The following is a 24,847-nucleotide window of genomic DNA, read 5'->3' as shown; positions in this document are numbered from 1 at the left end:
AATACGTTCTTTCCCTAATGCTGTTTTTTGTTTTCTCAGTAGTTCATGCAATTGGTCTGCTGACTCAAATATTTCTACTTTGGTGACTCCAGGCATTTTCGCTCGTTCATATTTATTCCTTAATTATTTCTATCATTTTTTTCGTGAAATGGTATTAACTATTGGAAGCAACAGTTAGCGGATGCACCGCAATTATTAGAGTTACCAACAGATTATCCGCGCCCTCTAGTTGAAACTTTTTCTGGGGCAATTGAAAATTTTCAAATTAAGTCAAATTTAACCGCCAAACTTAAAAATATTAGCCAGCAGTCAGGAACGACTTTATTTGCCACCTTGCTGGCAGCTTTTTCATTATTACTCCATCGTTATAGCGGTCAGAATGATATTTGTATTGGCTCGCCTTTTGCTAGCCGCAATCGCACGGAATTAGAAACACTGATTGGTTTTTTTGTCAATACTCTAGTGTTGCGAACTCAAATTAAAGATAATCCTACCTTTTTAGAGTTTGTGACTCAAGTACAGCAGGTTGTATTAGATAGCTATGCACACCAGGATGTACCCTTTGACCAAATAGTAAAAGCTTTGCAACCAGAGCGTTCTCTCAGCTACAATCCCCTGTTTCAGGTAATGTTCGTCTTGGAAAATTTCGCGCTAGATGCTGTAGAGCTACCTGGTATTACTCTGACTCCACAGATAGTAGAACGGGGTACGGCTCAGTGCGATTTGAACTTGTCACTTTGGCAGACAAAAACGGGCTTGCTGGGGTCATGGGAATATAATACTGACCTGTTTAAAGCGGATACCATCGCTCGGATGACAGGTCATTTCCAAACCTTGCTGGAAGCGATCGCAATCAATCCACAACAGAAGATTTCTGAATTGCCCCTCCTGACACCAGCAGAGCGCCACCAGCTATTAGTCGAGTGGAATAACACTACAAAAGACTATTCCCAGGATAAGTGTATCCATCAATTATTTGAGGAACAGGTAGAGCGATCGCCTGACTCAGTGGCAGTGGTATTTGAAGAGGAACAATTGACCTATCGAGAATTGAACACAAGAGCCAACCAGTTGGCACATTACCTGCGATCGCTGGGTGTAGGGACAGAAGTGTTGGTAGGCATTTGTGTAGAGCGTTCCCTTGAGATGGTGGTGGGAATCTTAGGAATCCTCAAAGCGGGTGGTGCTTATGTCCCTATTGATCCAGCCTATCCTTTTGAGCGCATCGCCTATATACTTTCAGATTCACGGTTGCCAGTTTTACTGACTCAACAAAAACTGGTTGCCTCGTTACCAGAGCATCAAGCACAGGTAGTCTGCTTGAACGCTGATTGGTCAGAAATCTCTGTGATGCCTGAACTTCCTCCCATCACTGGCGTGATGCCAGAGAACTTAGCTTATGTCATTTACACCTCCGGCTCAACCGGAAAGCCGAAAGGAGTTCTCGTTGCTCACCGAGGAGCGTGCAACTTAGCACAGGCACAAATCAAGCTGTTTGACGTGCAACCCGATAGTCACGTTCTCCAGTTTGCCTCCTTAAGCTTTGATGCTTCTATCTGGGAAATTGTCATGGCTTTTGGTTCGGGAGCGCGGCTTTGCCTGGGAACGCGAGAGGAGTTGCAACCAGGACAACCTTTACTGCGACTATTGCAAGAGCAAAAGATTACTCATCTTACTCTTGTGCCATCAGCACTTGCTGCTCTGCCGAGTCAGGAGTTGCCAGAATTGCAGAATATCATCGTCGCGGGAGAGCCATGTCCGACAAAATTGGTCGCTCAATGGGCAAAGGGACGGCGGTTCTTTAATGCTTACGGGCCAACTGAATCCACTGTCTGCGCTACAGTCGCACAATGCTTTGAAGGCATGGACGTGCTGCCCATTGGTCGTCCGATTGACAATACCCAAGTATATATTCTTGATCGCGATCTCCAACCCATTCCTATTGGTGTTCCTGGAGAACTGCACATTGCTAGTGTAGGATTAGCGCGGGGATATCTCAACCGTCCCGATTTGACTGATGAGAAATTTATTCCCAACCCCTTTAGCAATGAACCTGGTTCTCGCCTGTATAAAACAGGTGATTTAGCCCGTTATCTCCCAGACGGCAACATTGAATTCCTCGGTCGCATTGATAACCAAGTAAAAATACGTGGCTTCCGCATCGAACTGGGAGAGGTTGAAGCAGCGCTGTGGCAGCATCCATATGTGCGAGAAGCTGCCGTCATTGCCAGCGAAAATATTGCAGGTGGCAAGCAATTAGTGGCTTATGTTGTTCCATATCAGGAAGGAACATCCACCATCAGTGACCTGCGCCGCTTCCTGAAAGAGCTATTGCCCGATTATATGGTGCCAGGTATTTTTGTTGTGCTGGAGGCACTACCCCTAACACCCAATGGTAAAGTAGACCGAAAATTACTGCCAGCACCAGATATCAATAGTTTGATTCAAAAAGCAGATTTTGTAGCGCCTCGGACTCTTACAGAGGAATTGGTTGCGTCCGTCTGGGCAAATGTCTTGAAATTAGAACAAGTAGGTATAAATGACAATTTTTTTGAATTAGGTGGACATTCTTTACTAGCTACTCAAGTCATCTCACAATTGAGTGATACCTGTGAGATTAAATTACCTTTATCCAAGTTATTTGAAGCTCCAACTGTAGCCAGTATTTCTAACTACATTGAAGCAATTTATTGGACCAACCAAAGTTTTGAAACTAGCAACAATACAGTCAATCAACGAGAAGAAGTAGAATTTTGATGAATACAATTGAGTTTGCTAATTACCTCTGCAAGTTAGATATTAAGCTGTTTCTTGAAGGCGATCGCCTGCGCTGCAACGCTCCTGAAGGGACTCTTACTCCTGCTCTCAAGGCAGAAATTAGCGATCGCAAAGCTGAGATTATCTCGTTCCTGCAACAAGCGAATCTTCAAACCAATACCACTGCGATCGCTCCTATATCCAGAACAGAAAACAACACCTTTCCTCTTTCCTTTACTCAAGAGGGACTTTGGTTCCTCTACGAACTACAGCCTAACAGCCCCTTCTATAATATTCCTCTGAACTTGCATTTTAGCAGTCAACTCAATATTGCTGCTTTAGAATCGAGCTTGCAATTATTGATCAATCGCCATGAAATATTACGCACTAACTTTATTACCGTAGATGGAAAACCTGTTCAAGTAGTGAATGCGACTAAACATTTTTCTTTCCCAGTCGTTGATTTGCGTTCTTTGCCTGCCAGTGAACGAGATTTTGAGTCAATACGGTTCAGTTAAGGCTGAAATAGTTGTAAATTAAGTATTGTTTGCAAAAATAGAAATCAAATACGTGCATCTCAAGGAATTGTCATTGGTGTCTCACAAGATACAAAGTACTGAGATATTCAAAGCAATAGAGACAGCTATCCCAGCTGCTTCAATCGAACAGGCGATCGCTAAAACTAAAGTTGAAGAGGAACGTTATCGTTCGTTACCAGCACAACTGGTAGTTTGTTTAATAATAGCGATGAGCCTGTGGTCAAAAGATTCAATGCGGGATGTACTCAAAAATCTCATTGATGGTCTTTCAGAGGCATGGGTTAAGGTTGGAAAATATTGGCGATTTCCTTGCAAATCAGGCATCACTCAAGCCCGACAGCGATTAGGAGCAGGGGTGATGAGACAGTTATTTCATCAGTTGGTTCGACCAATGGCAAATAGTGAAACAATAGGAGCCTTTTTAAATGGACTACGAATTGTAGTGATTGATGGGACTTGCTTGGATATCCCAGATAGTGATGAAAATGCAAGGGTTTTTGGTCGTCCAGGTAGTCGTCCTGGAACACGAGCAGCATTTCCCAAAGTGAGATTAGTCATTTTGGTAGAGGCAGGGACACATATAATTTTCGATGCATTAATGTGCCCATATCGGATTGGAGAGCGAGTACGAGCATTAAAGCTGTTACGCTCAGTAACAAAGGGAATGTTGTTGATGTGGGATAGGGGCTTGCATTCCTACGCTATGGTACAAGCAACAGTCAGTAAAGGCTGTGATTATTTAGGAAGAATTCCTGCTAACGTTAAATTCTTAAACGAAAAAAATTTAGATGATGGTTCGTATTTAAGTTCGATTTATCCATCTAGTAAATTGAGGAAAAAGGGTAAACAGCCCATCTTAGTCAGAGTTATCGAGTACACAATTGAAAATCCTGATAACCCAGAAGAGCAGATTAGATATCGCTTAATTACGAGCTTATTAGACATTGAAAAGTTCCCAGCCCAGTTACTCGCTTGTGAATACCATCAGCGTTGGGAAGTCGAGAATACGATTGACGAATTCAAAGTACATCTTTTAGGACGAAAAACTGATATTCGTTCTCAAAAAGCACGAGAGGTAGTTCAAGAAGTTTACGGTTTGTTATTGGGGCATTGGGCTGTAAGAACGTTAATTTTTCAAGCTGCAACCAGCGCAGACGTTGCACCCTTATGTCTAAGTTTCACAGGAACGTTAGGAGTTATTCGTCGTGCCATCCCTAAATTCCAGCGTTTGCAACCACACGAACTTTCCTTTTTTTGAGTTGGTTAACTCTGGAAATTCTTGATCAAGTTTTACCTGAAAAAGTTCATAGAACTAATCCAAGGGTCGTGAAAAAGCCTGTATCAAAATTTCGCTCGAAAAAAGTAGAACACAGAGGTACTGGGACAATAACAAAGCTTCCTGCCTTCCTTATTCTAAGCACTGCATAGCCTTAACTGAACTGTATTGCCTTATCATCACTAAACGCTACATCAGCAAATTTCTGTAGTCGCTCAGTAACATGGTAAAAATCAAATAATTGATAAGTCGCATCGGGAGATTTCAATTTCTTTAAAAGAGGGGGAATATGCTTACATTTCCATTCAGCACCGTCAGCAATTAATAAAACTTGTTTTGCTTGACTAATTCCCAAACTAATCAGATGCATTTCTAAAATTGGTAAATATTCCTGAAAGGAAATTTTACCTTTTTTCTAGTCGCAATAATCTACAGAAACCTCGTTTTTGGTACAGGTTGTATCTTCTAGTTAATATTACTACTATTATTGTATTAAATATTTAGTTAATACGTAAGAGATGATTAGCGATCGCACCTTTTTTAGCCGATCTCATAAAATCGCATTGCTCCCGTCTCCACGTTCCAGCTGCCTTATCCTCTGTTTTAGCGGTAGGTGCGATGAATGCTCAAGGATTGCCCTTCGATTTCAGTAATTGGGGCGATGCCTATCAAACCCAAGGCATTCTCGCTCCTGGTGAAAATATTTTGGGTGCAGCCCCAGGCGGCGGTACGGCTCTCAAAAGTGGCACCAGCTTTGCGACTCCCATTGTATCTGGAATTGTGGCGCTGTTGCTGAGCCTTCAGTTACAACGGGGAGAACAGCCCAATCCCCACGCTGTCCGTGATGCCATACTCAAGAGTGCCTTGCCTTGCAACCCAGTGAGGCGGACAACGTTAGTCAGAAAGAAATAAGTGAGATAGCAACACACCCAAGGAGTGAGGCAATTCACCTTAATCTTCCAGCAGCTGCTGTTTATCCATCAGCCATTGGTGTACAGAAGTTGGACGCTACAACATCACAATCAACTGCAACAACGATTGAGCATTCAGGAAATACAATGTCTACCACCCCTAGCCACATAGCTACTTCATCTGTCACACCTAGCAATGTCATTCCTTCGGGAAACTGTGGGTGTAATAGTGGCGCAATAGCGTCGTCTGTCATGCCCAGCAACACACAAAAATCTCTGGTTTACGCCTTAGGAGAGCTGGGTTATGACTTTGGAACCGAGGCATGTCGAGATAGCTTCAAGCAACTGATGCCTATGTTTACGCCAGAAGGACTTCCTGCTAGAACTCTTCCTGTTCCAGCTAATCCATACGATTCTAGACAGATGGTCAACTACCCGGCAGATAAACTGTCAGAAGCTAAATCGATGATTTGGACTTTAAACCTAGAACTTACACCCATCTATGCAATTCAACCAGTAGGCGAATTTGCTCGTGATGTCTATGAGCAACTGCGGGAGTTTTTAGCTGGGGAAATTTTAAGTGAGGATGATGAGGGTTATATTGAAAGGGTTTCAATACCAGGATATTTGACGGGTAAAACTATAAAGCTCTTTTCTGGTCAGGTAGTTCCTGTTATTGAAATTGATACGACCAGAGGAATGTTCGGTTGGGAAATCAACCAGCTTGTAAATGCAGCAGTCACAGCATCAGGAGTAGCCCAGAACAACACCGAGCAGATTGCGAAAGTAAAGGAGTCTCTCAAGTTTTTTCTTGCCAGAATCTATTATGACTTCCGCAATTTAGGACAGACTTCCAATGAAAGAGCACTCAATTATGCAGCGACCAATTCCTTCCAAGCAGCTCAGATATTTGCTGAGACTCTAGGAAAAAATATGCAGCTTGCTGATATCAATGTTGAAAAGAGTGCTTTCTGTCGGATGGATTCAGATTGCTGGGATATTAAGCTGATATTTTTCGACCCAGAAAATAAAGATCGTGCAAGAATGGTTTTCCGATTCACCATTGATGTTAGCGAGGTTACGCCAGTAACCGTCGGACAAATCAGGACTTGGACAATTGCAGGGTAAAAGACTAATTCAATTGGCGATCGCTGTTCTCTACAACCTACAACAACCAAAAATAGGACATGAAAATCTAGATGAAGCTACCTAAACAAGCCGCACCTGTGAAAAGACCATTCTTCATCCAACCTCATACAACAGTAGATATTGTTCATGGGAACGAAGACGATATGAGAAGCATTCGTATAGCGCTACAGAATGGAGCCAACTTTAATGAGCCGGCACGATTTGAAACCACAGTTTACTCCTGTGGATGCCAGCTATCTGACCGTAATATCGGAATATCGGCAGCTTCAGTGGCAATGTCTATAGCTCGATATGGTATGTGATAGAACTTATATTTGAACATCTTAATCACTTGCTAGAAAATTTGATTTTTGAAAAGCTAAGGCTGTCAAAGTCTTGGTGACAGATGTGAAAATATCAATATGCCTAGTGTTAAGTGATTAAGAGATTTAAAACTACCAATAGCTTATTCAATTTCAATGTATCCAAATCTGATCTACTCTTGAAGTTTCCAAAGCAAGCCCAGTAAAAAGAAGTCTTAATCCTTGCGCTGACGGTTGTTGTTCACCACCCAGTCACCCAGAAAGCACCAAAGTTGATGAACAAGTGGTTCAGCCTAGAGAAATCTTTAAGTGAGGGAGAATATGGAGTTAAAGACAAACCTGAACGTTTCTTGAGTATTTGTATTTCCTTTTTCAACAGATAATTATCACAGGAGGTCCAGCTTTTCTCTAACTGTATTCGTTGGAGTATTATTAGCTGCGATAACTAAGCAATGAGCAAAGAAAGTGTCATAAAGTTTCTTGAAAATGTCAAAAAAGACTCGGCTTTACAAGACATCAGAAGAGGTTTAAATAAAGGAAAAACTAAAGTTGGTATTGTCAATTATTTGACAGAGGAAGCTAATCAAAGGGGCTATGAATTTACTGCCCTAGAGCTTGAAGAAGAACTTGTACCCTGGTTTTTATCTGCACAATCTGAACTTTTAGAAACCCCAGAAGAATCTATAGAAGGCTCTGGAGAAAAACCGCAATCTATACAAGAACCGATAGAACAGCCGGAAGTTACAAAGAAATCTACACAGAAGTCGGTAAAGATGGCTACAAAAAAATCCACAAGAACACCTGCGGAGGAATCAACAGAGACACCTATGGAGGAATCCACAGAGACATCTACGGAGGAATCCACAGAGACATCTACGGACGCATCCATAAAGATAGCTGCCGAAATATCTACAACACCATCTTCAACATCTCAAATGCTGTCTTCGATGGCTCTCTCTCAACCTATCCAATCTGTCCCTCAACCTAGGAAAATCACAGCCTTAGAGAAAGTGAAGAAAGTTAAGCTGTCTGATTTAAACGGTCGGATTTGGGCTTAATTACTTAACTAGAACACAGCACTTCTTTTGAAAGTGCAATAGCTAAGTGTCAGTTGTCAGTTATGAATCAAGTACTTCATCGTTAACACAGGAAAACCCCGCATGAAACTTGCGATCCAGGCTGGACATGTCCGCGTAATTAGTGGTGTGTGTTGGGCAAACCAACAAAAATCCAAAAAGGAGAAAAATCATGAAATCATCTAAACTTCCGATTCAAGCTGCGCCTGTTGAGCGGACTATCAGTGGTGGTCGCATTTCCAGTCAAAACGGTGTTGAAGCTTCTGGCTGGTTGGATATTCTTAAAACAGTAGGACAGGCAGCACTTCCTGTTGTAGGTCAATTGCTAGGGTAGTTTTACCTAGCGAACTTGGCTAAATTTGAAGCAGTGTACCTAAACTTCTCTTGATCAGCAATAAATTCTCTATCAATGATAAAGATTAATTTGTTGCTGGTGGAGTTGAAAACCTAGATGTCGATTGCCAAATTAATTGGACTTTGGACAACAAAGAGTTGTTCACGAACGCATCGAAATAGTGAATCTGGAAGCCTAAGGATAAATATAGCCATCTTTAATCACTGTTTCATCACTCTCACCAGATTAAAATCTAAAACCTTTTCCTGGTGAGGGTTTTGTCTATTCACCTGAGTTTGAAGTAAAAAGCAATATGCGATCGCTAAATCCCCAACTAAATCTGAATTTCGGAATTTAGTCGGGGATTATTCTCTTTGTGTGATGAATTAATTAAAGCGTCTGAGAAATGCGATCGCATTCCCTGAGTACCGTTAGGCATTGCACTAAGCTGTTCCACATTTAAATCGCATAAAATAAACTCAAGTTTGTGTATTATGCCAGCCAAAGGATTCCTCAAAGGCGAACAGAAAGAAAACTTACAAAAAGCTATAAGATAAGGTGAGAGTGCATTGGTTAGAGAAAGAGCATTAATGTTGCTGCTAATGAATGATGGCAAGACTTATGCAGAAATTAGTGAGTTTCTAGGATGCGGACTAAGGACAGTGGTGTATTGGTGCGTGCATGGTGATCCAGACAACTTAGAAAGCTTGAAAGATAAACGAGAGAAAGGAAATCATTCCAAGGCTACAGATGAGTATATTGAATTGTTAATGTCAACAATTGAGAAAGTGCCATCAGAGTTAGGGTACGAATTTGGTAGATGGACAGTGGCCAGATTAGCAACTTACCTCTTGGAGCAAACAGGAATAGGGTTAAGTGGAGAACAAATTAGGAGGATACTAAAAAAAAAGTACGTTTATCTTTGGGCAAAGTATAGTTTAGAAGATAAGAAAGACCTATCTAGAAGAGCAGCATTTAAAGAGAAGTTAGTTGAATATCTGGAAGTGTCAAAATTAGAGCCAGAAAAGCTTCAAGTCTGGTTCTGGGATGAATCAGCTTTTAGCTTAAGAGTAATCCGCCGGAAAAATTGGAGCCGAAAAGGTCAAAGAAAAAAAGTTACAGGACAACGCAGCAGTGGCAAAGTCAATATAATGGGAGCAGTGAGATTTATCGCAAGTTAAATGTGGAACAGCTTACAACACATCAAGGTATTTCAGTAGTCAGTACATAACACATAATAATAATTAATTACTTCTCAGTAAAACGCCAAACACCATCCCATTTGTCTAGAACATTATCTGATTGCAAAAGATAATTGACTCGGCTCAGATATAAATCAGCAGTTTTGTCAGCAGAATTGACACTTAAAACTTTTTCTAGATAAACTTTTGCTTGTTCAAAATTCCCTTGACGATAATAATCTAAAGCTTGCTCAAAATCAGGCTGAGACTTGAGCTTTAAAATTTTGATATCATCAATTTCGGCATCGAGAATTTCATAAACAGAAATAGGTTCATTTCGCCCCTTAACAACGGCTCGATCTAAAAAGCGAATTTGATACTTTGCCGAATTACTTAAATGTTCTAATGTCTGCTCAGAAATGAGTAGAGATACACCATAAAACTTAGTTAAGCCTTCTAACCTAGCTGTTAAATTAACATTATCAGAAAAAGCATCACCCTGCATCCGATTCTCTTCACCTACCATCCCTAACATCATGTGACCAACATGAATACCAATACCAACTTGTAGAGGTAAGTAACCTTTTTCTAGACGTTGCTCATTATATTCATGAACCCTTTTTTGTTTAGCAACACCAGCAGCAACTGCATCATCAGCACCTTCAGGGAAAACTGCCATCATTCCATCACCTAGAAATTTGACAATAATACCGTAATGAGAGCGAATTTCTGGACTGACACGCTTAAGATAGGCATTAACAAAGTTAAAATTATCTTGGGGAGTCATGTTTTCAGAAATGGTTGTGAAAGAGCGAATATCACTAAACATCACCGCCATAACTTTGCTAACATGGTCGCCTAACTGGACATCTGTAATCTTTTCTTTTCGTAAGAATCGTAAATATTCGTGAGGTACAAATCGCCCGTAAGCTTTGAGAAGAGATTCTAATTGAGTATTAGCAGTTATTAATTCTTTCTCCCGTGCTTTCACAGTTTTCACCATATTAGTAAAAACCCGTGCTAGTTGCCCTAGTTCGTCACTACGTTTAGCAACCTCTGCTAATTTATCTGGTTGAAAGGTATCGCGTTCCACATCAGAAGCCGCAGATGTCACCCTATCCACCTCTTCAATATATGCTGCTTGACGCATAATTTCTTCTTTAAATAGGGCTTCTGCTTCCTGTCGTTTGAGAAAATTTGTATATGCTTGGGAATGATAGCGAATACGGGCAATTAGCTCCATTTGATTAGGCAGCTTTACCAGATAGTCATTTGCCCCTAATTCAAATGCTTTGGCTTTAATAACAGGTTCTTCTTTACTGGATAAGACAATTAGCGGAATATAGCAGGTAGGCGAATCTTGAGAGCGGAGATATCTTACTAACAACAATCCTTCCATTTGTGGCATTACAAGGTCTTGCAAAATCACGGTTGGATTGCAATTTTTAGCTACCTTAAGAGCGAGTGTAGGGTCACCACAATAGTGAAATATAATGTCTGGTTCGGCAGCTAGCATTCGAGAAATAGCTTCGCCGATTATTGATTGATCGTCAATTAGTAGAACGGTTATTTTTTCGTCTATTGTAGATGTCATAGAAGTTAAGGATTTCCCAGAAATAAATTATTCAATATAGCGAACCACAGAGGCGCAGAGAAGCCAGTGCGTTGTGGTGAATTTAGCGCTGTAGGCGGGTTTCCCGCCGTAGGCGACTGGTGAACCCGAAGGGGGGTTCCCCCGTTGTAGCAACTGGCGCGGCACGGAGAAAGAAGAAGAGATATTTGAATGTTTTTTAATTTGGAAGTCACTTACATATCGGAGATGGAGAGAAATTTAAATTTTTTTAAGCAAGGTTGTAGCAATATCATTTAGTGGCAGTATCTCCACAGCAGCATCTAACTCAACAGCCGCTTTAGGCATACCATACACCACACAACTGGCTTTATCTTGAGCAATTGTATGCCAACCTCGCAGTCGTAAAGCACTTAATCCCTCTGCACCATCTCGCCCCATACCAGTAAGCAAGATAGCTGTTCCTTGACGCTGACAATTTTCAGCTAGACTTTTGAAAAATACATCAACAGATGGGCGGTAAGGATAGTCAACGGGGTCTTTAGTGTAACCAAGAGTTAAGTTTGGCTTTAAATATAGATGATCGTTAGTCCCTGCTACCATTACAGTTCCCAAACGAAAGCGATCGCCCTTTTGAGCCAATCTCACCGACAATGAGGTTTGCTGGTCTAACCATTCCACAAAACCAGTTGAAAACTGGGCATCAACGTGTTGGATAATGGCGATCGCACTAGGAAAATTAGCAGGTAGCTTTGATAAAATAGTTGCTAAAGCTTTTGGCCCTCCCGTCGATGACCCAATAACTACTAAAGGAACTGTCAAAGATAAATCACTTTGTCGTTCATGATTCCGAGATGCAATAGGTAACTTTGTCTTTGTACTGACGGAAGATTTTTTTAACGTTTTACCAATCCGAGCGATTTTGGTTAACAACTGACTTTCGCTCTGGGCTTTATCTAAGCCAGCTACAACAGGTGTATTCACCGCATCCACTGCACCGTAACCCATCGCTTCATACACCTTGGTAACATTCTGCTCGGCATTGGCTGTGACTATAACAATAGGACAGGGAGAATTTTGCATAATCTGCTTAGTTGCTTCTACGCCATCCATCACAGGCATCAACAAATCCATTAAGATTAAATCAGGCGTATCCTGCAAGCATTTAGTAACCGCTTCTGCACCATTACGGGCAACCCAAACCACTTGATATTCAGGATGTGTCTGCAATACGCGGCGTAGTGCAGTGACTGCAATTGTTAAGTCGTTAACGATCGCGATTCTCATATTAACGACCAATTAAATCCACTACAGCATCAATCAACGTTGAATCATGAAAACTACTTTTTGTCAAGTAGTAATCAGCGCCAGCTTCCAAACCCTGAATGCGGTCTTCAGTGCGATCGCGGTAGGAGACAATAATCACAGGTAGCGAGTGCAAGCGGGGATGGTTTTTGATTTGCCGCACCAGTTCAATACCATTCATTCTGGGCATATCAATATCGCTAATCACTAAATCGTAGTGGTTGGTACGTACAGCATTCCACCCCTCCACGCCATTCACAGCAATATCGACGTTGTAACCACGATTTTCTAACAGCTTGCGTTCCATTTCTCGCACCGTAATTGAATCATCTACCACTAAAATTTTCTGACGCTTATCTAAAGTTACTGCTACATTCTCTACCCCAACTTTATTTAGTTGTCCGATATTGAGAATGGCATCTATTGTCCTTACCATGTCTGAAACATCTACAATCAAAACAGGTGAGCCATCTCCTAATAAAGATGTTGCACTAATATCTCGCACTTTACCTAAACGCGGGTCGAGCGGTCTAACAACTAAATCGCGTTCGCCTAGAAACTTATCTACCACCAATCCGTAGATACTAGCTTGGTCACTAATTATTACTACTGAAAGTAAGCCAGATAATTCCTTAGATGCCGATAATTCTAATACCTGATGGGCAGCAATTAATCCAATATTTTGTTGATTCATTGTAAAATATTGGCGATTTTCTACCTCAGCAATTTCCGAATGCTCTAATGTAATAATTTGCTCAATCCTGGCTAAAGGAACAGCATAGGGTTTGCCAGAAATTTCTACCAACAGTGTTCGCACAACCGAAAGTGTTAGCGGCAGTTGGAAATGAAAACTTGTTCCCTTTCCAGCAACTGAAGCTGCACGTACAGTTCCTCCCACCTCCTGCGCCATGCTTTTGGCAATATCCAATCCTACACCCCGTCCAGAAATTTCTGTTACTTGTTTGGCAGTGGAAAATCCAGGTAAAAATAGAAACTCCATCAATTCTGCATCTGTAAATTGAGCCACCATTTCTGAAGTTGCGAGGTTTTTGTTAATGATTTTCTGACGTAAGTTTTCTGGATTAATACCTCGTCCATCATCAGATATAGTAATTGCTAACATCCCCCCCCGATGGAATGCCTCTAAGCGGATTGTGCCTTCAGACGGTTTTCCTACCGCTGTTCGTTCTTGGGGTAACTCAATTCCGTGGTCAGTAGCATTTCGCAAAATGTGCGTCAAAGGTGCTTCTAACTTCTTGAGAATGTCCCTATCTACAGATGTTGCTTTGCCGACAATTTCTAACTTGACTTCCTTGTTTAACTTGCGTGCTAAATCACGAATCATCCGAGGAAAACCTTGGATACCATCTGCAAACGGACGCATATTAGAAGTAATTACTTCTCGGTAAAGGCGATCAGATAAATTTGCAGTTCGTTGAGCATATAACTCTAATTCATTGAGGCGATCGCTCAACAAGTTAACGCACTCCTGTTCTTTGTGTCTTGCCTCCTCTAAATACTGTTTTCCATCTTGTTCATAATTTCCCTGGTCTAAAGTATCCTGTAATTTTTCTAAAGTTCTCGACAACTCTACCAAACGCCATTTTAAGGACATCATCGAGTCTGCATGGGGTTGCAACCAGTTAGCTTCGATTAAGGATTCCCCGGCTAAACCCATAATCCGGTTTAAGTTTTCTGCATTAACCCGCACTACCCGATCTTGTGCTGGCGTTTGTTCAGATGCAGATGTTGTTAGACTCTTGTCCTGGGAAGAAAAAGATACTGATGTTGCTTGATGATTAGGTAATTCTGGTAAGGGAGTTTGATTTAAGGATGCCGTAACTGACTCTGGAATTAAATCAGGAGTGACTTGGCTCAAACTTGGAGATGCAGATATTACTGTGTTTGCCTGTTTGTTACTCACCTCGGCGATTGGTAAAGGTGCGACTTGGGGATTTAAAATTGCAGTGACTGCTGATTGCGTCAAGGTAAAAGCTGCATTCTGGTTTGCCAACCAATTAGGCAGCTCTGCATTACTTACTTGGCTGATACCTTGCAATAAATCTACTCCTCCCAAGAGGATATCAACATGTTCAGAATTCAGCGTAATTTTTTTATTTTGGGCTGCAACAAAACAGTCCTCCATAACGTGAGCTAAGTTGACTACGGCATCAAGAGCAACAATTCTAGCAGATCCTTTGATTGAGTGAGCCGCCCGCATTAAAGTTTCTAATGCCTGGGCAGATTTAGGATTGTTTTCCAATGCTAGCAATCCCTCATTCATCAGATTAACCTGCGTCTCCAATTCCAAGCGAAACAAATCCATCATGGAACCATCATCGCTAACTATGGTAGTTAATTTCTCAGATGCAGCTACAGTGATAGGAGCGATTTCTTGAGCAGGGGTGTTAGAGATAACTAATGTACTCTGTGCTTCTGACCAGGGATTAAGTGTAACGTTGATTTCCGGTTCCAGTTCTTGAACAGAACTAATAGATGATTGACTAACTACCTCGGTTGTAATTACTGTTGACTCCGAAGATGAAGAAGATAGATTAGTTGCTATTTCCTGTTGTTGTAAAGAAACATTTGTTGTTCCCGATACCAAAAAAATTGAGATAGCTTTTTGAGTTGTTGAGAGTTCCCAAGAATGTTCTGACATCCAACGTTCAAACTCTACTTCTGCTGCTTTGCCAATACTCAAGAGCAAATGGCTGGCATGAAGTAAGAGTTCAATTTGTTCTTCACCGAGAGTAACAGTACTGTTTTGAGCAGCAATAAAGCACTCCTTCATAATTTGTGCTAAATTAGCAGCCGCTTCTCTTTCGACTAACTTGGCACTTCCCCAGATAGAGTGTACTGATTGAGTAGCCTGTTCCAGATCGGTTAAAGAAGATGGTTGCGTTCTGAGTCTAGTTAGAGATTCTTTCAGGATGGATACCTGAGTCTCAATTTCCTGGCAAAATAAATCTAATAGATTGTAATTATTCATCTCATTTGCACCCACTACAAGATTTTACTATTGAGGGTGTAAAACAATAATTCTGAGTCAAGACAATTGACTTTCTTGCCCTGCCAATTAATAATGCCTTGGGTGTAGGATTGAGCAGCTTTGGCTATGACAACAGGTGCATCTCGTAACTCGTTGAGGTGAAAACGGTAAATACCGTAAACTTCATCAACTGGGAATACCCATTTTTCATTTTGATGTCCTGCTACCATCATTCTTTGTGAGTTTATAGGCAAGGCATTTGCAGAATTTTCTTCTACCGATTCTAAGTTCAATAAATTGCTCAGAGACGCACAAAGTAAAGTTTCTCCCCGAATATTCACTAGCCCCAAAAATAACTCGTTGCTTCGGTGGGGTAAAGGTTGAATCACACAAGGGTGAGTAACTTCTTGTAAAATTTTGGCACTTAAAGCTAATTGCTCATTCCCCAAACGAAAAATCATCACAGAAATAGCTGATGCTGTCTTAATGATGGTTTCATTGTTTTGGGTTTCTTCATCAACGGGTGTTTCTGCCAGTACACTAATCCACTCATCTACATAATTAAGTGGTGGCTTCCGTTCTAACAAACTATCCCCAACCGCAGCAAAAACCTGACATTCATGGCAATGAATGACATTTTTTAGCTCAGTACAGGAGCGATCGCCCATTACCCCAATTTTATTCCAGCAATCATTTAAGACAGGACGATCGATTATTTGGCTCTCCCCAGTAAATGAATTATCTAATTCGTTACTCATTAGTAATTTGCCCTGATTAATTCCTAGAGGAAATTGAGTGACGCAATCCTCTAGCAGCATCATCTAATTGCTCTAAGGCGTTATTGGTTTCACGCAAAGCATCTACTGTTTGCTCAGAAGCTTGGCTTAATTGCCCCATTGCCTCACTAATCTGTTGTGCACCTTCGGATTGTTCTTCTATACTCTGGCTCACTTGCTCAAACCTGGGAGGTAGACTCTGTACTTTGTTAATCACTTCAGCAACTTGGTAACTAATCTTGCTGACTCGCTCAACACTATCGCTCACCGATTTGTTGAATTTATCCATTTCCATCACGCCCACTGTGACTGCTGATTGCATATCTTTAACAATTTGCTCAATTTCCAGTGTGGCGACAGCTGTCTGATTAGCCAACCGCCGAATTTCTCTAGCAACGACGGCAAATCCTGCTCCATACTCTCCAGCTTTTTCGGCTTCAATTGCTGCGTTTAATGACAGGATGCTAGTCTGATCTGCAACTTTGGTAATTGTTACCACCACATTGTTAATATTGCTGGCTTTATTATTCATTACTCCGAGCTTGGAAGAGATGGAGATGGTAGCCTCTGTAAGTTGTCGCATCACCCCTTCCATCTTTGAGAGTTCGTCTTGGCTATGGTTTGCTGAAGTTGCTGTGGCTTGAGCCATGCCAGCTACCTGATCCATCGTTTTTACCAGTTCTTTAGAGGTGGCGGCAATTTCTAGAGCAGTTGCTGTGACTTCATTGGTAGAGGCTACTTGTTCTGCAACCGTAGCCTCTAATTCCTTACCGGATGCGGCAATTTGAGTAGTAGAGGTAGTAATTTGGACGACAGACTTTTGAATCTGGCGAATTAAAGCTTGGCTGATAAACCGTCCTAAGATAATTGCGATCGCAGGCCCTAGTAGCATTGCAACAATAGACCAGAATTTAGACTGATTACTATCTTGTTGCCCATCTTTTTCAGCTTGGGCAGCAGTATTCTCGTTGATTTTTAAAGTATCTAAAATTGCTCCAGTTGCCGCTTCAAATGTAAGGCGGTTTAGTTTAGCGCGAGTGCGGAGTTGATCGAAAGCATCTGCCGCTTTTTTTACAGTTATCATTTCTGGAGAAGCTACCTGGTTCTGGCTTAGAAGTTGTACTTCTCTAGCGTAGGGATGAAAAATTCCTAAACTCTCAAACTGCTGATTGAGCTTGAGAAGTTCTTCATGATCGTTTTTCCATTTATTCCAATTTTCTTGGAGTTTTTTATAGGTTCTATCTTCCTCGGCACTTCGGGGAGTGGTTTCGTATTGCTTAAATCCTTCATCAATTTGATCCCAAGCATTTTTAATTCGAGTTAATTCCGCTTGCCGTTCCTGTAGAGTCAATCCCGCGATTAATAAAGCCCGTTCTGAGGATTCAATTTGGGTTTGTCCTTCATTGACTTTCCACAATCCTACTAGGCTTGGCAAACTATTATTGCTTAACGTATCAATATTGGTACTTAAACGAAATGCTCCAATCAAACCAACCAGTGCCACAATTAGAACCAATGCCCCCATAAACATAAAGGCAGTCATAATCCGACCTTGTAAGGATTGATCTTTAAACACGTTGCTCACCATCATTGTTTACCTGTCTTGTAATGTTAATAGTTAAAACTTTTGCTGTAGTTTTTGAATTCGCTCTCTCAAAATGGATGCACCAACTAAATCGCCACGATGTTCTTTTAAAAGAGCAAGGTGAATCAGTGCTTCGTAATCATTGGGATTTAAATAAAGCGTTTTTCGGAAAAATGCTTCAGCCTGAATATAGTTCGCTTTTGCCTGATAGAGTGTCCCCAGTAAAGTGTAAGCTTGAGCATTGGTAGAAGAGATTTGCTCTAAATAATCATTGCAATGCTTAATTGCAGCTTCTATGTGTCCTCCATCGGCTAATTGTTTAGCTAGTTCCAGACTTAAACTATTTTCTGGAATAGATAACTGAGTTTCTTTCCAAGATGGTTCCGAAACAGAATCACTGGGAATAGTTGGCAAAGACAAGGTATTTTTGATCGGCTTTTCTGGTAATGTAGGAGTAGAGGACAGGGAGTAAGAAATAGAATAAGTTTCAGAGCTTACCTTTTTAGTTTGGCTATTCTGTTTTTTTGCTCCTCCGATATTTTCAACTTGGCGGTTTTCAATTGGTGGATGATGCAAACTCTTACTTATCGTTCCTTCTGCCTTTTTCCTATAAGCGGTGAAAGGTTGGCGAATCGAGGTAAAGAGATTACTAGGAACTTTTGCAGTTTCAGCAGCTCCAACAAAGAGTAATCCATTGGGCAATAATAGGCGATTCAGAGTCTTTAAGACCTCAGTACAGGCAGAATCTTCTAGATATATCAACAAGTTTCGGCAAAATATTACATCATACTTTAGTTGCACATTCAAAAAAGTATTGATCAGATTTCCCTCTTTGAAATTCACTGCATTTCGCACCGATGGGGAAATTTCATATTTTTCTGCTGTTTGTTGAAAATAGCGCTTTCGGTCAACTAAAACTTCACCCCGAAATGAATTTTTACCATAAATTCCTTGCTGTGCTTTGGCGATCGCCTGTTTGCTGATATCAATGGCATCAATACGAAACTGTGAGGTGGATAAACCTGCTTCCATAAGAGCGATCGCTATTGAATAGGGTTCTTCACCAGTGGAGCAAGGTACACTTAACAGACGCAGTGTGCCATGACTAGATTTAGTTAACCACTGTGTTTTTACAAAGTTGATCAGGAAATCAAATGATTTGCGATCGCGGAAAAAATATGTTTCGGGAACAACTATTTGTTCAACTAGTTCTGTAAATTCTTCTGGGGAAGTTTGTAAAAGTTTAAGATAAGTTTTTAAGTCGCTTATACTACAAGCAGAGCAGCGATTCTCTACGGCTTTAGCAATTTTTCTCGAACCAATAATATTACAATCAACGCCAATTTTTTTACTTAGGATTTTTTCAATATCTGTCAAGGACATCTGTACGCTATACTCCAGCTTCTAATAAGTTTATCTGTTTTAAAATACTAAGTAAGCGCTCTAAATCAATATGTTGAATCATTCCTGATTCATCCATAATCATTTTTCCCAAATATGGTGCTTCACTTGTTTGTATACCAGATGCTAAAAATTCGTTTGTTGATTTTTTTACTGTTTTAATTACTCGTTCTGCCATCAAGCCGACATACTTAAATTTGTCAGATTCTTGAGTAGGATAACTAACAATAAACACGCGGGTACTCAAGTAGGCTTGACTTGATGTTCCTCGAATCAATTGACAAAGGTCAATAACTGGAACAATTGCACCACGATAATTAAACAATCCAGCTACATAATTTGGTACATGATGAACTTCTCTATATGTTACTCTCGGAATCACTTCTACTACATAAGAACTTTCTATTGCATACACATTACTGCCAATATAAAAAAGTAACATTAACATAAGAGATAACTAATAACTGGTAATTAGGTCTTAGCATATAATTTCGGAAGTTAGTTCATAGTGGAAAAATCTGCCTTTCTCTGCGTTTAAAACCGCTACAAGTTGAATGATAACTTTTAATAATTACCCATCACCAATTCCAACTGAAAAAAATCAATCAACTCTTCCAAAGATGTATCTTCATCTGTGGGTGTAATTAATTCAACTTCTTGAATTGTCTGGAAAGTTAAATGTTTAAAAGTTTCACAAGTCAAAATTGCGATTGCTTCTTTTGGAAGATTGGCAATTTCCTGGGGATAACGGATGAGTCGAGATTTAGCAAAGTTAACTTGAAAGCGAGCGCGTTTTAAAAGGCGTTGTCGGATGTTCTCATAAAGTTCTGGATTATCTACAGCTAAAGTTGCAGATGTTTGATTTAAAATAACAGGTATAACATCTGGATTTTCTTCTAAAAAAAGCAAGCTGCCTTCCTGATTGTAGGCAGCTATACCATCTATCCCTAATGAGCCAATATCTGCAAGGGCAATGATACAAGCTACTATTGATAAATCTCTGGTTTGCTCGTAAAGGACAGGTTGATAAATACCTTGGTCGGATGGATCGTAGATGCAAATGGTAGCTTCGATAGCATCTTGAATAATCGATATATCTGCATCTGTAAACAGCACAGAATCATCAATATAATGCTCTTTTAACTGCTGATTTACTCCTTTTATATAGTTTAATAGTTTTTCAAAAGTCAGATTTTCACTTACTCCAGGTTCACGCCGTCTGGAAGTATGAGGCTGGGTTTGGGGAACAAAAATCTGAATCATGTCATGAGCAACAGCACACAATTCTAGCAGTAGATTTGTGCGTGTTATGTATTCTGCTGTTAGCTCGTTACCTAGTGACGCTTGCCAATAAGGACAAATTACCTGAAAAATGGCATTTGCTCGGCGTTGTACATGATTTATATGTTCGCGGGTATGGTAGTAAAGCTGATTTTCAACAACTTCGCGGTCAAACTCTCCAAGTGCAAAGTTTTTTACTCTAGCAACCACTTCTGCAAAGGTACTGGGAAGCCAAGCTGAGTTCTCTTCTGAATCTTCTTGGAAGTGCCTATTATTTTGGTTTAGTCGCTCATCTATAGACAATACTAACTCTCCTAATCCGTGTTTTTGAGAACTTTAATGCTCGACAAAAGCTACTTTTTGCCAGAAAAACGTCATTTCGCTGTTGTCTTTGCTATTGTTCCCATCGGTAGGGGAATATCACATAATTTTATGAAAATTTTGTTAAGTTGTTTAATATACAGAGCAGCTAAGTACATATTTTCACAAGTCTGTAGCGAATCCTTTGAAAAACTCTGTGTACTTCTGCGCTTTCCAGCCTGCGGCAAGCCGCAAAAGCGTCTACAGCGTCCCTCTGCGTTTAAAAACTCTAGGAATTAATGCTTTACTGTACTAAGTCGAAAGCTGAGATATATAGCCAAATTCATACTCGTTATGAATAATCAGTCACATTACTAACCAGTTTTCTATTTTTAGGTTTTGAAAATCCTGATAATCTATAATGTTATTCGTTACCAAAATCAGATTGTTAACCTGAGCGATCGCTGCAATTTGCCCATCTGCATAAGCTGGACTTCTACCTATTGCCGTCAATCTTGCTCGTTCCATAGCAAACCACTCAGCAGCTGCTACATCATAAGGAAAGAGGGGAATTTTTTGTTTAACTTCTCTATGCAAATATGTTTCTATAATCTCGCGCTTATTTGATTCTACGGGTAAACGATAACATCCAAACAGCAATTCGTGGAATACAACAGTTGCTGTGGCAATTGCACCTTCTTGTTGCTGTAGCATCCTGACAACAGATGAATTGGGGCGGGGACGTAACGGTTCTGAGAGAATATTTGTATCTAGAAGGAAACGTATTTTGGTCAAAATATGACCTCCTGTCCGGGTGATTTATCCCTGACCTCTGCAAAAATTTCATCAGGGTTAATCTCTGCTGCCTCGATATTATATTCCTCTCGAAATCGTTCTACGGATTCCCAAAAGCTTAATGTTTTATTTTTTAGCCTTTCGTATTCTGCTGTTGAAATGATGACAGCAATCTGTTTACCTTGCTGAGTAATTTCGATTGGTTGACCTTGTTCAACTTCCTGAATAATTTTGTTGATATTGACAGGAAATTGTTCAATTGAATATTGCTGAGACATTAGTATTCACCTATTTCTTTAATTCTCTTTTCGACTGAAACTTACAACGTATTGCAGATTTATGGGGGTACAGTAACAGCAGTTAGTAAACCAGTTTCGTGAATGTTTAGGATTGACTAAATCGAGTGCGGTGGCATACAGAGTCAAGACATATCAACATTGCACGTTCATTCAAACAAACCTCGCCTAATTCAAAGGTTGCAAAATTTTTCTCCCACCAGTCTACTGTAGCGTATATGCTGTGATCGATCCAGAATCCTTTGTAAGCAAGCTTTTTGATGCCTAACGGGACAGGTGTTTTATAGGTTTTGAGCAGAATCATCCTCTGCGACTAAAGGTGATTTTACGGTTATTCTCTTGTTGCCAAAGCTAAGTATTTATGCTGAGGCAACAATACAGGGATTAGACAAAAATTTATACTAACTAATTTAATTATTAAATGCTTGACCAAGCGATCGCCTTTAAAGTTCTGCAACCCCAAGATTTTGCATTTATTCAACAAACTGCAACTATGAAAGTTGTGGCTGCTGATACTGTTCTCATTCAAGAAGGCAAAGCAGGGGAATTCCTGTACATTGTCTGCGATGGCACGCTGCAAGTATCGATTTCACAGGGAAATAGCAATCAAGATGTCGAAATCGCTCGCCTCTCTCAAGGAGAAATCGTTGGCGAGATGTCCTTTATTGATGACCGCCCCCCTTCTGCCACCGTGAAGGCGGTCAATTCCTGCCAGCTATTGGCACTTCCTAAACAGAAACTACAGTTAAAAGTCGAACGAGATCCAGATTTTGCAGCACGGTTCTATCATGAACTTGCCATGAAATTATCCAATCGACTGCGAAATATGTCTAGTTTGCTGGCACAGAGCAAGATATTGCCAGGACAGTCCTTAAGAAAAGTTTTATATCTGTTTGCAGTTCTCAACGATAACGATATTGATTGGCTGACCACCTACGGCAGGAAGGAAAAAGTACCAAAAGGCACAGTACTAATTCAGCAAGGAGAAACCGTAGAAGCTGTCTATTTCTTACTTAAAGGTGCTTTCGCCGTTGTAATTACTCTGACGGTGGACGGTCAACTGACAGAACGGGAAATTGCCCGCCGTGCCAGTGGCGAGATCGTAGGTGAAATGTCCTTTGTGGAAGTAGGAGTCGCATCAGCAACGATTCGCTGTGCTGAAAACTCCTTTGTACTAGCCATTCCCCAAGATTTACTACGGGAAAAGTTACAGCGCGATCGCGGTTTTGCTATGCGCTTCTATCGGTCACTGACCATCGTCTTAGTTGATCGGCTGCGAGACGATTTAGTTAGACGAGGGTTTGGAACCCAAGCCTATAACCAAGAACAATTTTTAGATAATGTGGAATATGAAGATGAAATTCCCCTTGATGTGTTAGAACTTACACTTCTAGCAGGCACTCGGTTTAAGTGGATGATGAATCGTTTGCGAGGGAATTAACGGAAATGACAGAATCACCTTTAGATAACACCCCACCCAATCCCTCCTTTGATGAAGTTTCATCTCCAGAACGTCTAGACCAGTTGATGCACGTCGTCAAACCCAAAGATTGGATACCAGCAGCAACGGTGGGAGGATTGACAGTGCTGGCCTTAGTATGGAGCGCAGTTGCTAGAATCCCCATAACTGTGATTGGGAAAGGTGTGTTGATTTCCCCCCAACAGACAGTAGAACTGCAATCACCCATTGCTGGACAGCTAGAAACCTTGGCAGTCAAAGATGGGCAGTGCGTGAAAAAGGGAGAAATGCTGGCTGCTATTGAGCCGATTGAATTGGCTGAACAACTCAAACAACAACGAGCCAAACGCCAGCAACTGGTGGTGCAAGCCGCCAATACCGATTCCTTGCAGCAGCAACGGACTCAACTGGAAGCAGAAGCGATCAAAGCAAGTCGTGTTAGTTTGTTGCAGCGACTAGAAGATAGTAAAACCCTTTCTCCCACCCTGCGAGACCAAACTTTGCTGACAATTCAACAGCAGCGACGTAGCTTAGAGCAACGGTTCAAAGATTCACAGGCAATGATCCCGACACTCAAAGACCGTTGGCAGCGTCGGCAACAATTAGCTGCTGAAGGAGCGTTAGAGCAAGAATCATTAATTACAGCAGAACGTGAATATCGGCAAGAATTACAAAATATTGAGGAGTTGCGAGCTTCTTTACGGCAATTAGAAGTGAATGGGACTGAAGTCAAACAACGCTATTTGCAATCTCTGAATACAATTAACGACACGAAAACGCAATTGGAAGAGTTAGAAACTCGCAGCAAACGCCAAGAGATAGAAAATCTACAAGCCTCTAATGTCCGCAAAAATGACATTGCCGAAGTAGATCGTGCCATTGGTCAACTACAAAAACAAATTAGTGAGCGCAGTTTAATACGTAGTCCCCAAAATGGTTGCATTTTGGAAATGAGTGTCGTCCAGGGGCAAGTTGTCAATTCAGGAACTCGGTTGGGAACATTGCGAATTCAAGGGGAGGGCACACCAGAACTAGTTGGGATTACTTACTTTGATGTGAAAGATGGTAAGCAAATCAAACCAGGGATGAAAGTACAAATTACACCTGATACCGTCAAGCGGGAACGGTTTGGCGGTATTGTCGGCACTGTAAAAACAGTCTCTCCTTATCCTGTTAGCTCTACACGGGCAGCATCAACGATTGGCAACCCAGAACTGGCTGACCAACTGACAGACAAAACCGCCAAAGTCGAGGTGATGGCTGAACTCATACCAGAACTTGAGAATGTCAGTGGTTTCAAATGGTCTTCCTCAAAAGGGCCTAATACGCAGATTACACCGGGTACTCCTGTAAATACACGCGTGACAGTGGAGGAACGGACACCGATTTCCTTCTTGTTACCCTTTTTGCGGGAGTGGAGTGGAGTTCCGTAAAGAGGTAGGGGAGAAAAATTCATGATTTTCCCCTGTTCCCTGGGGAACTCTAAAAAATAAATTATCCAATTTCTGGACTACATTATGACTTTCGCTCCCCCCTGCTCCCAGCCCCCTGCTCCCCATTCC

General features: G+C 41.0%; 19 protein-coding genes and 4 pseudogenes. 11 read left to right on the top strand and 12 right to left on the bottom strand.

Annotated features, from left to right (window positions below):
- Window positions 1-153 precede the first annotated feature (153 nt).
- From RM347_RS26170 to RM347_RS26160, 3 genes and pseudogenes are all read left to right on the top strand, one after another.
- Window positions 154-2,757: pseudogene (locus RM347_RS26170) on the top strand (non-ribosomal peptide synthetase); the annotation flags it as partial.
- Complete coding sequence (locus tag RM347_RS26165; RefSeq protein ID WP_322717314.1) at window positions 2,757-3,275, top strand: condensation domain-containing protein; 519 nt, start codon at window positions 2,757-2,759, stop codon at window positions 3,273-3,275. The pseudogene RM347_RS26170 and the gene RM347_RS26165, both read left to right, overlap by 1 nt.
- Window positions 3,276-3,417: 142 nt before the next feature.
- Window positions 3,418-4,554 carry an IS4 family transposase gene (locus tag RM347_RS26160; RefSeq protein ID WP_322717360.1) on the top strand — a complete coding sequence of 379 codons (1,137 nt, stop codon included), beginning with the start codon at window positions 3,418-3,420 and terminating at the stop codon, window positions 4,552-4,554.
- Window positions 4,555-4,744: 190 nt separating this feature from the next.
- On the opposite strand, the pseudogene RM347_RS26155 reads toward RM347_RS26160, so the two are convergent.
- Window positions 4,745-4,957: pseudogene (locus RM347_RS26155) on the bottom strand (ISLre2-like element ISCst1 family transposase); the annotation flags it as partial.
- Window positions 4,958-5,100: 143 nt separating this feature from the next.
- On the opposite strand from RM347_RS26155, the gene RM347_RS26150 reads away from it, so the two are divergent.
- The 5 genes and pseudogenes from RM347_RS26150 to RM347_RS26130 all read left to right on the top strand — a co-directional run bounded on the left by RM347_RS26150 (window position 5,101) and on the right by RM347_RS26130 (window position 8,344).
- Window positions 5,101-5,484, top strand: a complete 384-nt coding sequence (locus RM347_RS26150; protein ID WP_428850615.1) for a S8 family serine peptidase — start codon at window positions 5,101-5,103, stop codon at window positions 5,482-5,484.
- Between the two features lie 146 nt (window positions 5,485-5,630).
- On the top strand, window positions 5,631-6,611 hold the full coding sequence (locus RM347_RS26145; protein WP_322717362.1) for a PatA/PatG family cyanobactin maturation protease: 981 nt from the start codon (window positions 5,631-5,633) through the stop codon (window positions 6,609-6,611).
- A 71-nt stretch (window positions 6,612-6,682) separates the two neighbouring features.
- A pseudogene (locus RM347_RS26140) lies at window positions 6,683-6,793 on the top strand (cyanobactin biosynthesis system PatB/AcyB/McaB family protein); the annotation flags it as partial.
- Window positions 6,794-7,386: 593 nt separating this feature from the next.
- Window positions 7,387-7,992 carry a Nif11-like leader peptide family natural product precursor gene (locus RM347_RS26135; RefSeq protein WP_322717316.1) on the top strand — a complete coding sequence of 202 codons (606 nt, stop codon included), beginning with the start codon at window positions 7,387-7,389 and terminating at the stop codon, window positions 7,990-7,992.
- Between the two features lie 190 nt (window positions 7,993-8,182).
- Entirely contained in the window at window positions 8,183-8,344 is a 162-nt protein-coding gene (locus RM347_RS26130; RefSeq protein WP_322717317.1) for a hypothetical protein, read from the top strand.
- Window positions 8,345-8,678: 334 nt separating this feature from the next.
- Here RM347_RS26130 and RM347_RS26125 read toward each other — a convergent pair whose 3' ends face one another.
- Window positions 8,679-8,801 (bottom strand): hypothetical protein, encoded by a 123-nt coding sequence (locus RM347_RS26125; protein WP_322717318.1) that lies wholly within the window; start codon window positions 8,799-8,801, stop codon window positions 8,679-8,681.
- A 37-nt stretch (window positions 8,802-8,838) separates the two neighbouring features.
- On the opposite strand from RM347_RS26125, the pseudogene RM347_RS26120 reads away from it, so the two are divergent.
- A pseudogene (locus RM347_RS26120) lies at window positions 8,839-9,513 on the top strand (IS630 family transposase); the annotation flags it as partial.
- Between the two features lie 79 nt (window positions 9,514-9,592).
- Here RM347_RS26120 and RM347_RS26115 read toward each other — a convergent pair.
- The 10 genes from RM347_RS26115 to RM347_RS26070 form a co-directional block, all read right to left on the bottom strand.
- Window positions 9,593-11,119, bottom strand: a complete 1,527-nt coding sequence (locus tag RM347_RS26115; RefSeq protein WP_322717319.1) for an adenylate/guanylate cyclase domain-containing protein — start codon at window positions 11,117-11,119, stop codon at window positions 9,593-9,595.
- 237 nt (window positions 11,120-11,356) lie between these two features.
- Entirely contained in the window at window positions 11,357-12,382 is a 1,026-nt protein-coding gene (locus RM347_RS26110; RefSeq protein ID WP_322717320.1) for a chemotaxis response regulator protein-glutamate methylesterase, read from the bottom strand.
- Window position 12,383: 1 nt separating this feature from the next.
- A complete protein-coding gene (locus RM347_RS26105; RefSeq protein ID WP_322717321.1) occupies window positions 12,384-15,392 on the bottom strand; it encodes a hybrid sensor histidine kinase/response regulator in 3,009 nt (1,002 codons plus the stop codon).
- Window positions 15,393-15,406: 14 nt separating this feature from the next.
- Window positions 15,407-16,150 (bottom strand): chemotaxis protein CheW, encoded by a 744-nt coding sequence (locus RM347_RS26100; RefSeq protein ID WP_322717322.1) that lies wholly within the window; start codon window positions 16,148-16,150, stop codon window positions 15,407-15,409.
- Window positions 16,151-16,166: 16 nt separating this feature from the next.
- Entirely contained in the window at window positions 16,167-17,756 is a 1,590-nt protein-coding gene (locus RM347_RS26095; RefSeq protein WP_322717363.1) for a HAMP domain-containing methyl-accepting chemotaxis protein, read from the bottom strand.
- A gap of 30 nt (window positions 17,757-17,786) precedes the next feature.
- Window positions 17,787-19,136 (bottom strand): CheR family methyltransferase, encoded by a 1,350-nt coding sequence (locus RM347_RS26090; protein ID WP_322717323.1) that lies wholly within the window; start codon window positions 19,134-19,136, stop codon window positions 17,787-17,789.
- 7 nt (window positions 19,137-19,143) lie between these two features.
- On the bottom strand, window positions 19,144-19,602 hold the full coding sequence (locus tag RM347_RS26085) for a chemotaxis protein CheW (protein WP_322717324.1): 459 nt from the start codon (window positions 19,600-19,602) through the stop codon (window positions 19,144-19,146).
- Between the two features lie 116 nt (window positions 19,603-19,718).
- The gene (locus RM347_RS26080; protein ID WP_322717325.1) at window positions 19,719-20,738 is read right to left on the bottom strand and encodes a hypothetical protein; all 1,020 of its coding nucleotides are present in this window, start codon (window positions 20,736-20,738) and stop codon (window positions 19,719-19,721) included.
- Between the two features lie 363 nt (window positions 20,739-21,101).
- Window positions 21,102-21,521, bottom strand: a complete 420-nt coding sequence (locus RM347_RS26075) for a type II toxin-antitoxin system VapC family toxin (protein WP_322717364.1) — start codon at window positions 21,519-21,521, stop codon at window positions 21,102-21,104.
- A 5-nt stretch (window positions 21,522-21,526) separates the two neighbouring features.
- Window positions 21,527-21,808, bottom strand: coding sequence for a type II toxin-antitoxin system prevent-host-death family antitoxin (locus RM347_RS26070; RefSeq protein WP_322717326.1), 282 nt, complete (start codon window positions 21,806-21,808; stop codon window positions 21,527-21,529).
- 439 nt (window positions 21,809-22,247) lie between these two features.
- Between RM347_RS26070 and RM347_RS26065 the strand changes: the two genes are divergently transcribed.
- Both RM347_RS26065 and RM347_RS26060 read left to right on the top strand, forming a co-directional pair.
- The gene (locus RM347_RS26065) at window positions 22,248-23,267 is read left to right on the top strand and encodes a cyclic nucleotide-binding domain-containing protein (protein ID WP_322717327.1); all 1,020 of its coding nucleotides are present in this window, start codon (window positions 22,248-22,250) and stop codon (window positions 23,265-23,267) included.
- A 5-nt stretch (window positions 23,268-23,272) separates the two neighbouring features.
- On the top strand, window positions 23,273-24,718 hold the full coding sequence (locus RM347_RS26060) for an NHLP bacteriocin system secretion protein (RefSeq protein ID WP_322717328.1): 1,446 nt from the start codon (window positions 23,273-23,275) through the stop codon (window positions 24,716-24,718).
- Window positions 24,719-24,847 lie beyond the last annotated feature (129 nt).

It is taken from the genome of Nostoc sp. ChiQUE02 (assembly GCF_034531305.2).
Taxonomy (GTDB): domain Bacteria; phylum Cyanobacteriota; class Cyanobacteriia; order Cyanobacteriales; family Nostocaceae; genus Nostoc.
Note: the sequence above shows the minus strand (reverse complement) of the source record. Positions and strands in the feature narration are given on the sequence as shown.

What these genes read in the sequence shown, in the direction of transcription:
- RM347_RS26060 (WP_322717328.1), top strand. Translation starts at nt 23,273, where the DNA reads ATGACAGAATCACCTTTAGATAACACCCCACCCAATCCCTCCTTTGAT.
- RM347_RS26105 (WP_322717321.1), bottom strand. Translation starts at nt 15,392, where the DNA reads ATGAATAATTACAATCTATTAGATTTATTTTGCCAGGAAATTGAGACT.
- RM347_RS26130 (WP_322717317.1), top strand. Translation starts at nt 8,183, where the DNA reads ATGAAATCATCTAAACTTCCGATTCAAGCTGCGCCTGTTGAGCGGACT.
- RM347_RS26145 (WP_322717362.1), top strand. Translation starts at nt 5,631, where the DNA reads ATGTCTACCACCCCTAGCCACATAGCTACTTCATCTGTCACACCTAGC.
- RM347_RS26165 (WP_322717314.1), top strand. Translation starts at nt 2,757, where the DNA reads ATGAATACAATTGAGTTTGCTAATTACCTCTGCAAGTTAGATATTAAG.
- RM347_RS26070 (WP_322717326.1), bottom strand. Translation starts at nt 21,808, where the DNA reads ATGTCTCAGCAATATTCAATTGAACAATTTCCTGTCAATATCAACAAA.
- RM347_RS26085 (WP_322717324.1), bottom strand. Translation starts at nt 19,602, where the DNA reads ATGTTAATGTTACTTTTTTATATTGGCAGTAATGTGTATGCAATAGAA.
- RM347_RS26065 (WP_322717327.1), top strand. Translation starts at nt 22,248, where the DNA reads ATGCTTGACCAAGCGATCGCCTTTAAAGTTCTGCAACCCCAAGATTTT.
- RM347_RS26110 (WP_322717320.1), bottom strand. Translation starts at nt 12,382, where the DNA reads ATGAGAATCGCGATCGTTAACGACTTAACAATTGCAGTCACTGCACTA.
- RM347_RS26135 (WP_322717316.1), top strand. Translation starts at nt 7,387, where the DNA reads ATGAGCAAAGAAAGTGTCATAAAGTTTCTTGAAAATGTCAAAAAAGAC.
- RM347_RS26115 (WP_322717319.1), bottom strand. Translation starts at nt 11,119, where the DNA reads ATGACATCTACAATAGACGAAAAAATAACCGTTCTACTAATTGACGAT.
- RM347_RS26095 (WP_322717363.1), bottom strand. Translation starts at nt 17,756, where the DNA reads ATGGTGAGCAACGTGTTTAAAGATCAATCCTTACAAGGTCGGATTATG.
- RM347_RS26090 (WP_322717323.1), bottom strand. Translation starts at nt 19,136, where the DNA reads ATGTCCTTGACAGATATTGAAAAAATCCTAAGTAAAAAAATTGGCGTT.
- RM347_RS26100 (WP_322717322.1), bottom strand. Translation starts at nt 16,150, where the DNA reads ATGAGTAACGAATTAGATAATTCATTTACTGGGGAGAGCCAAATAATC.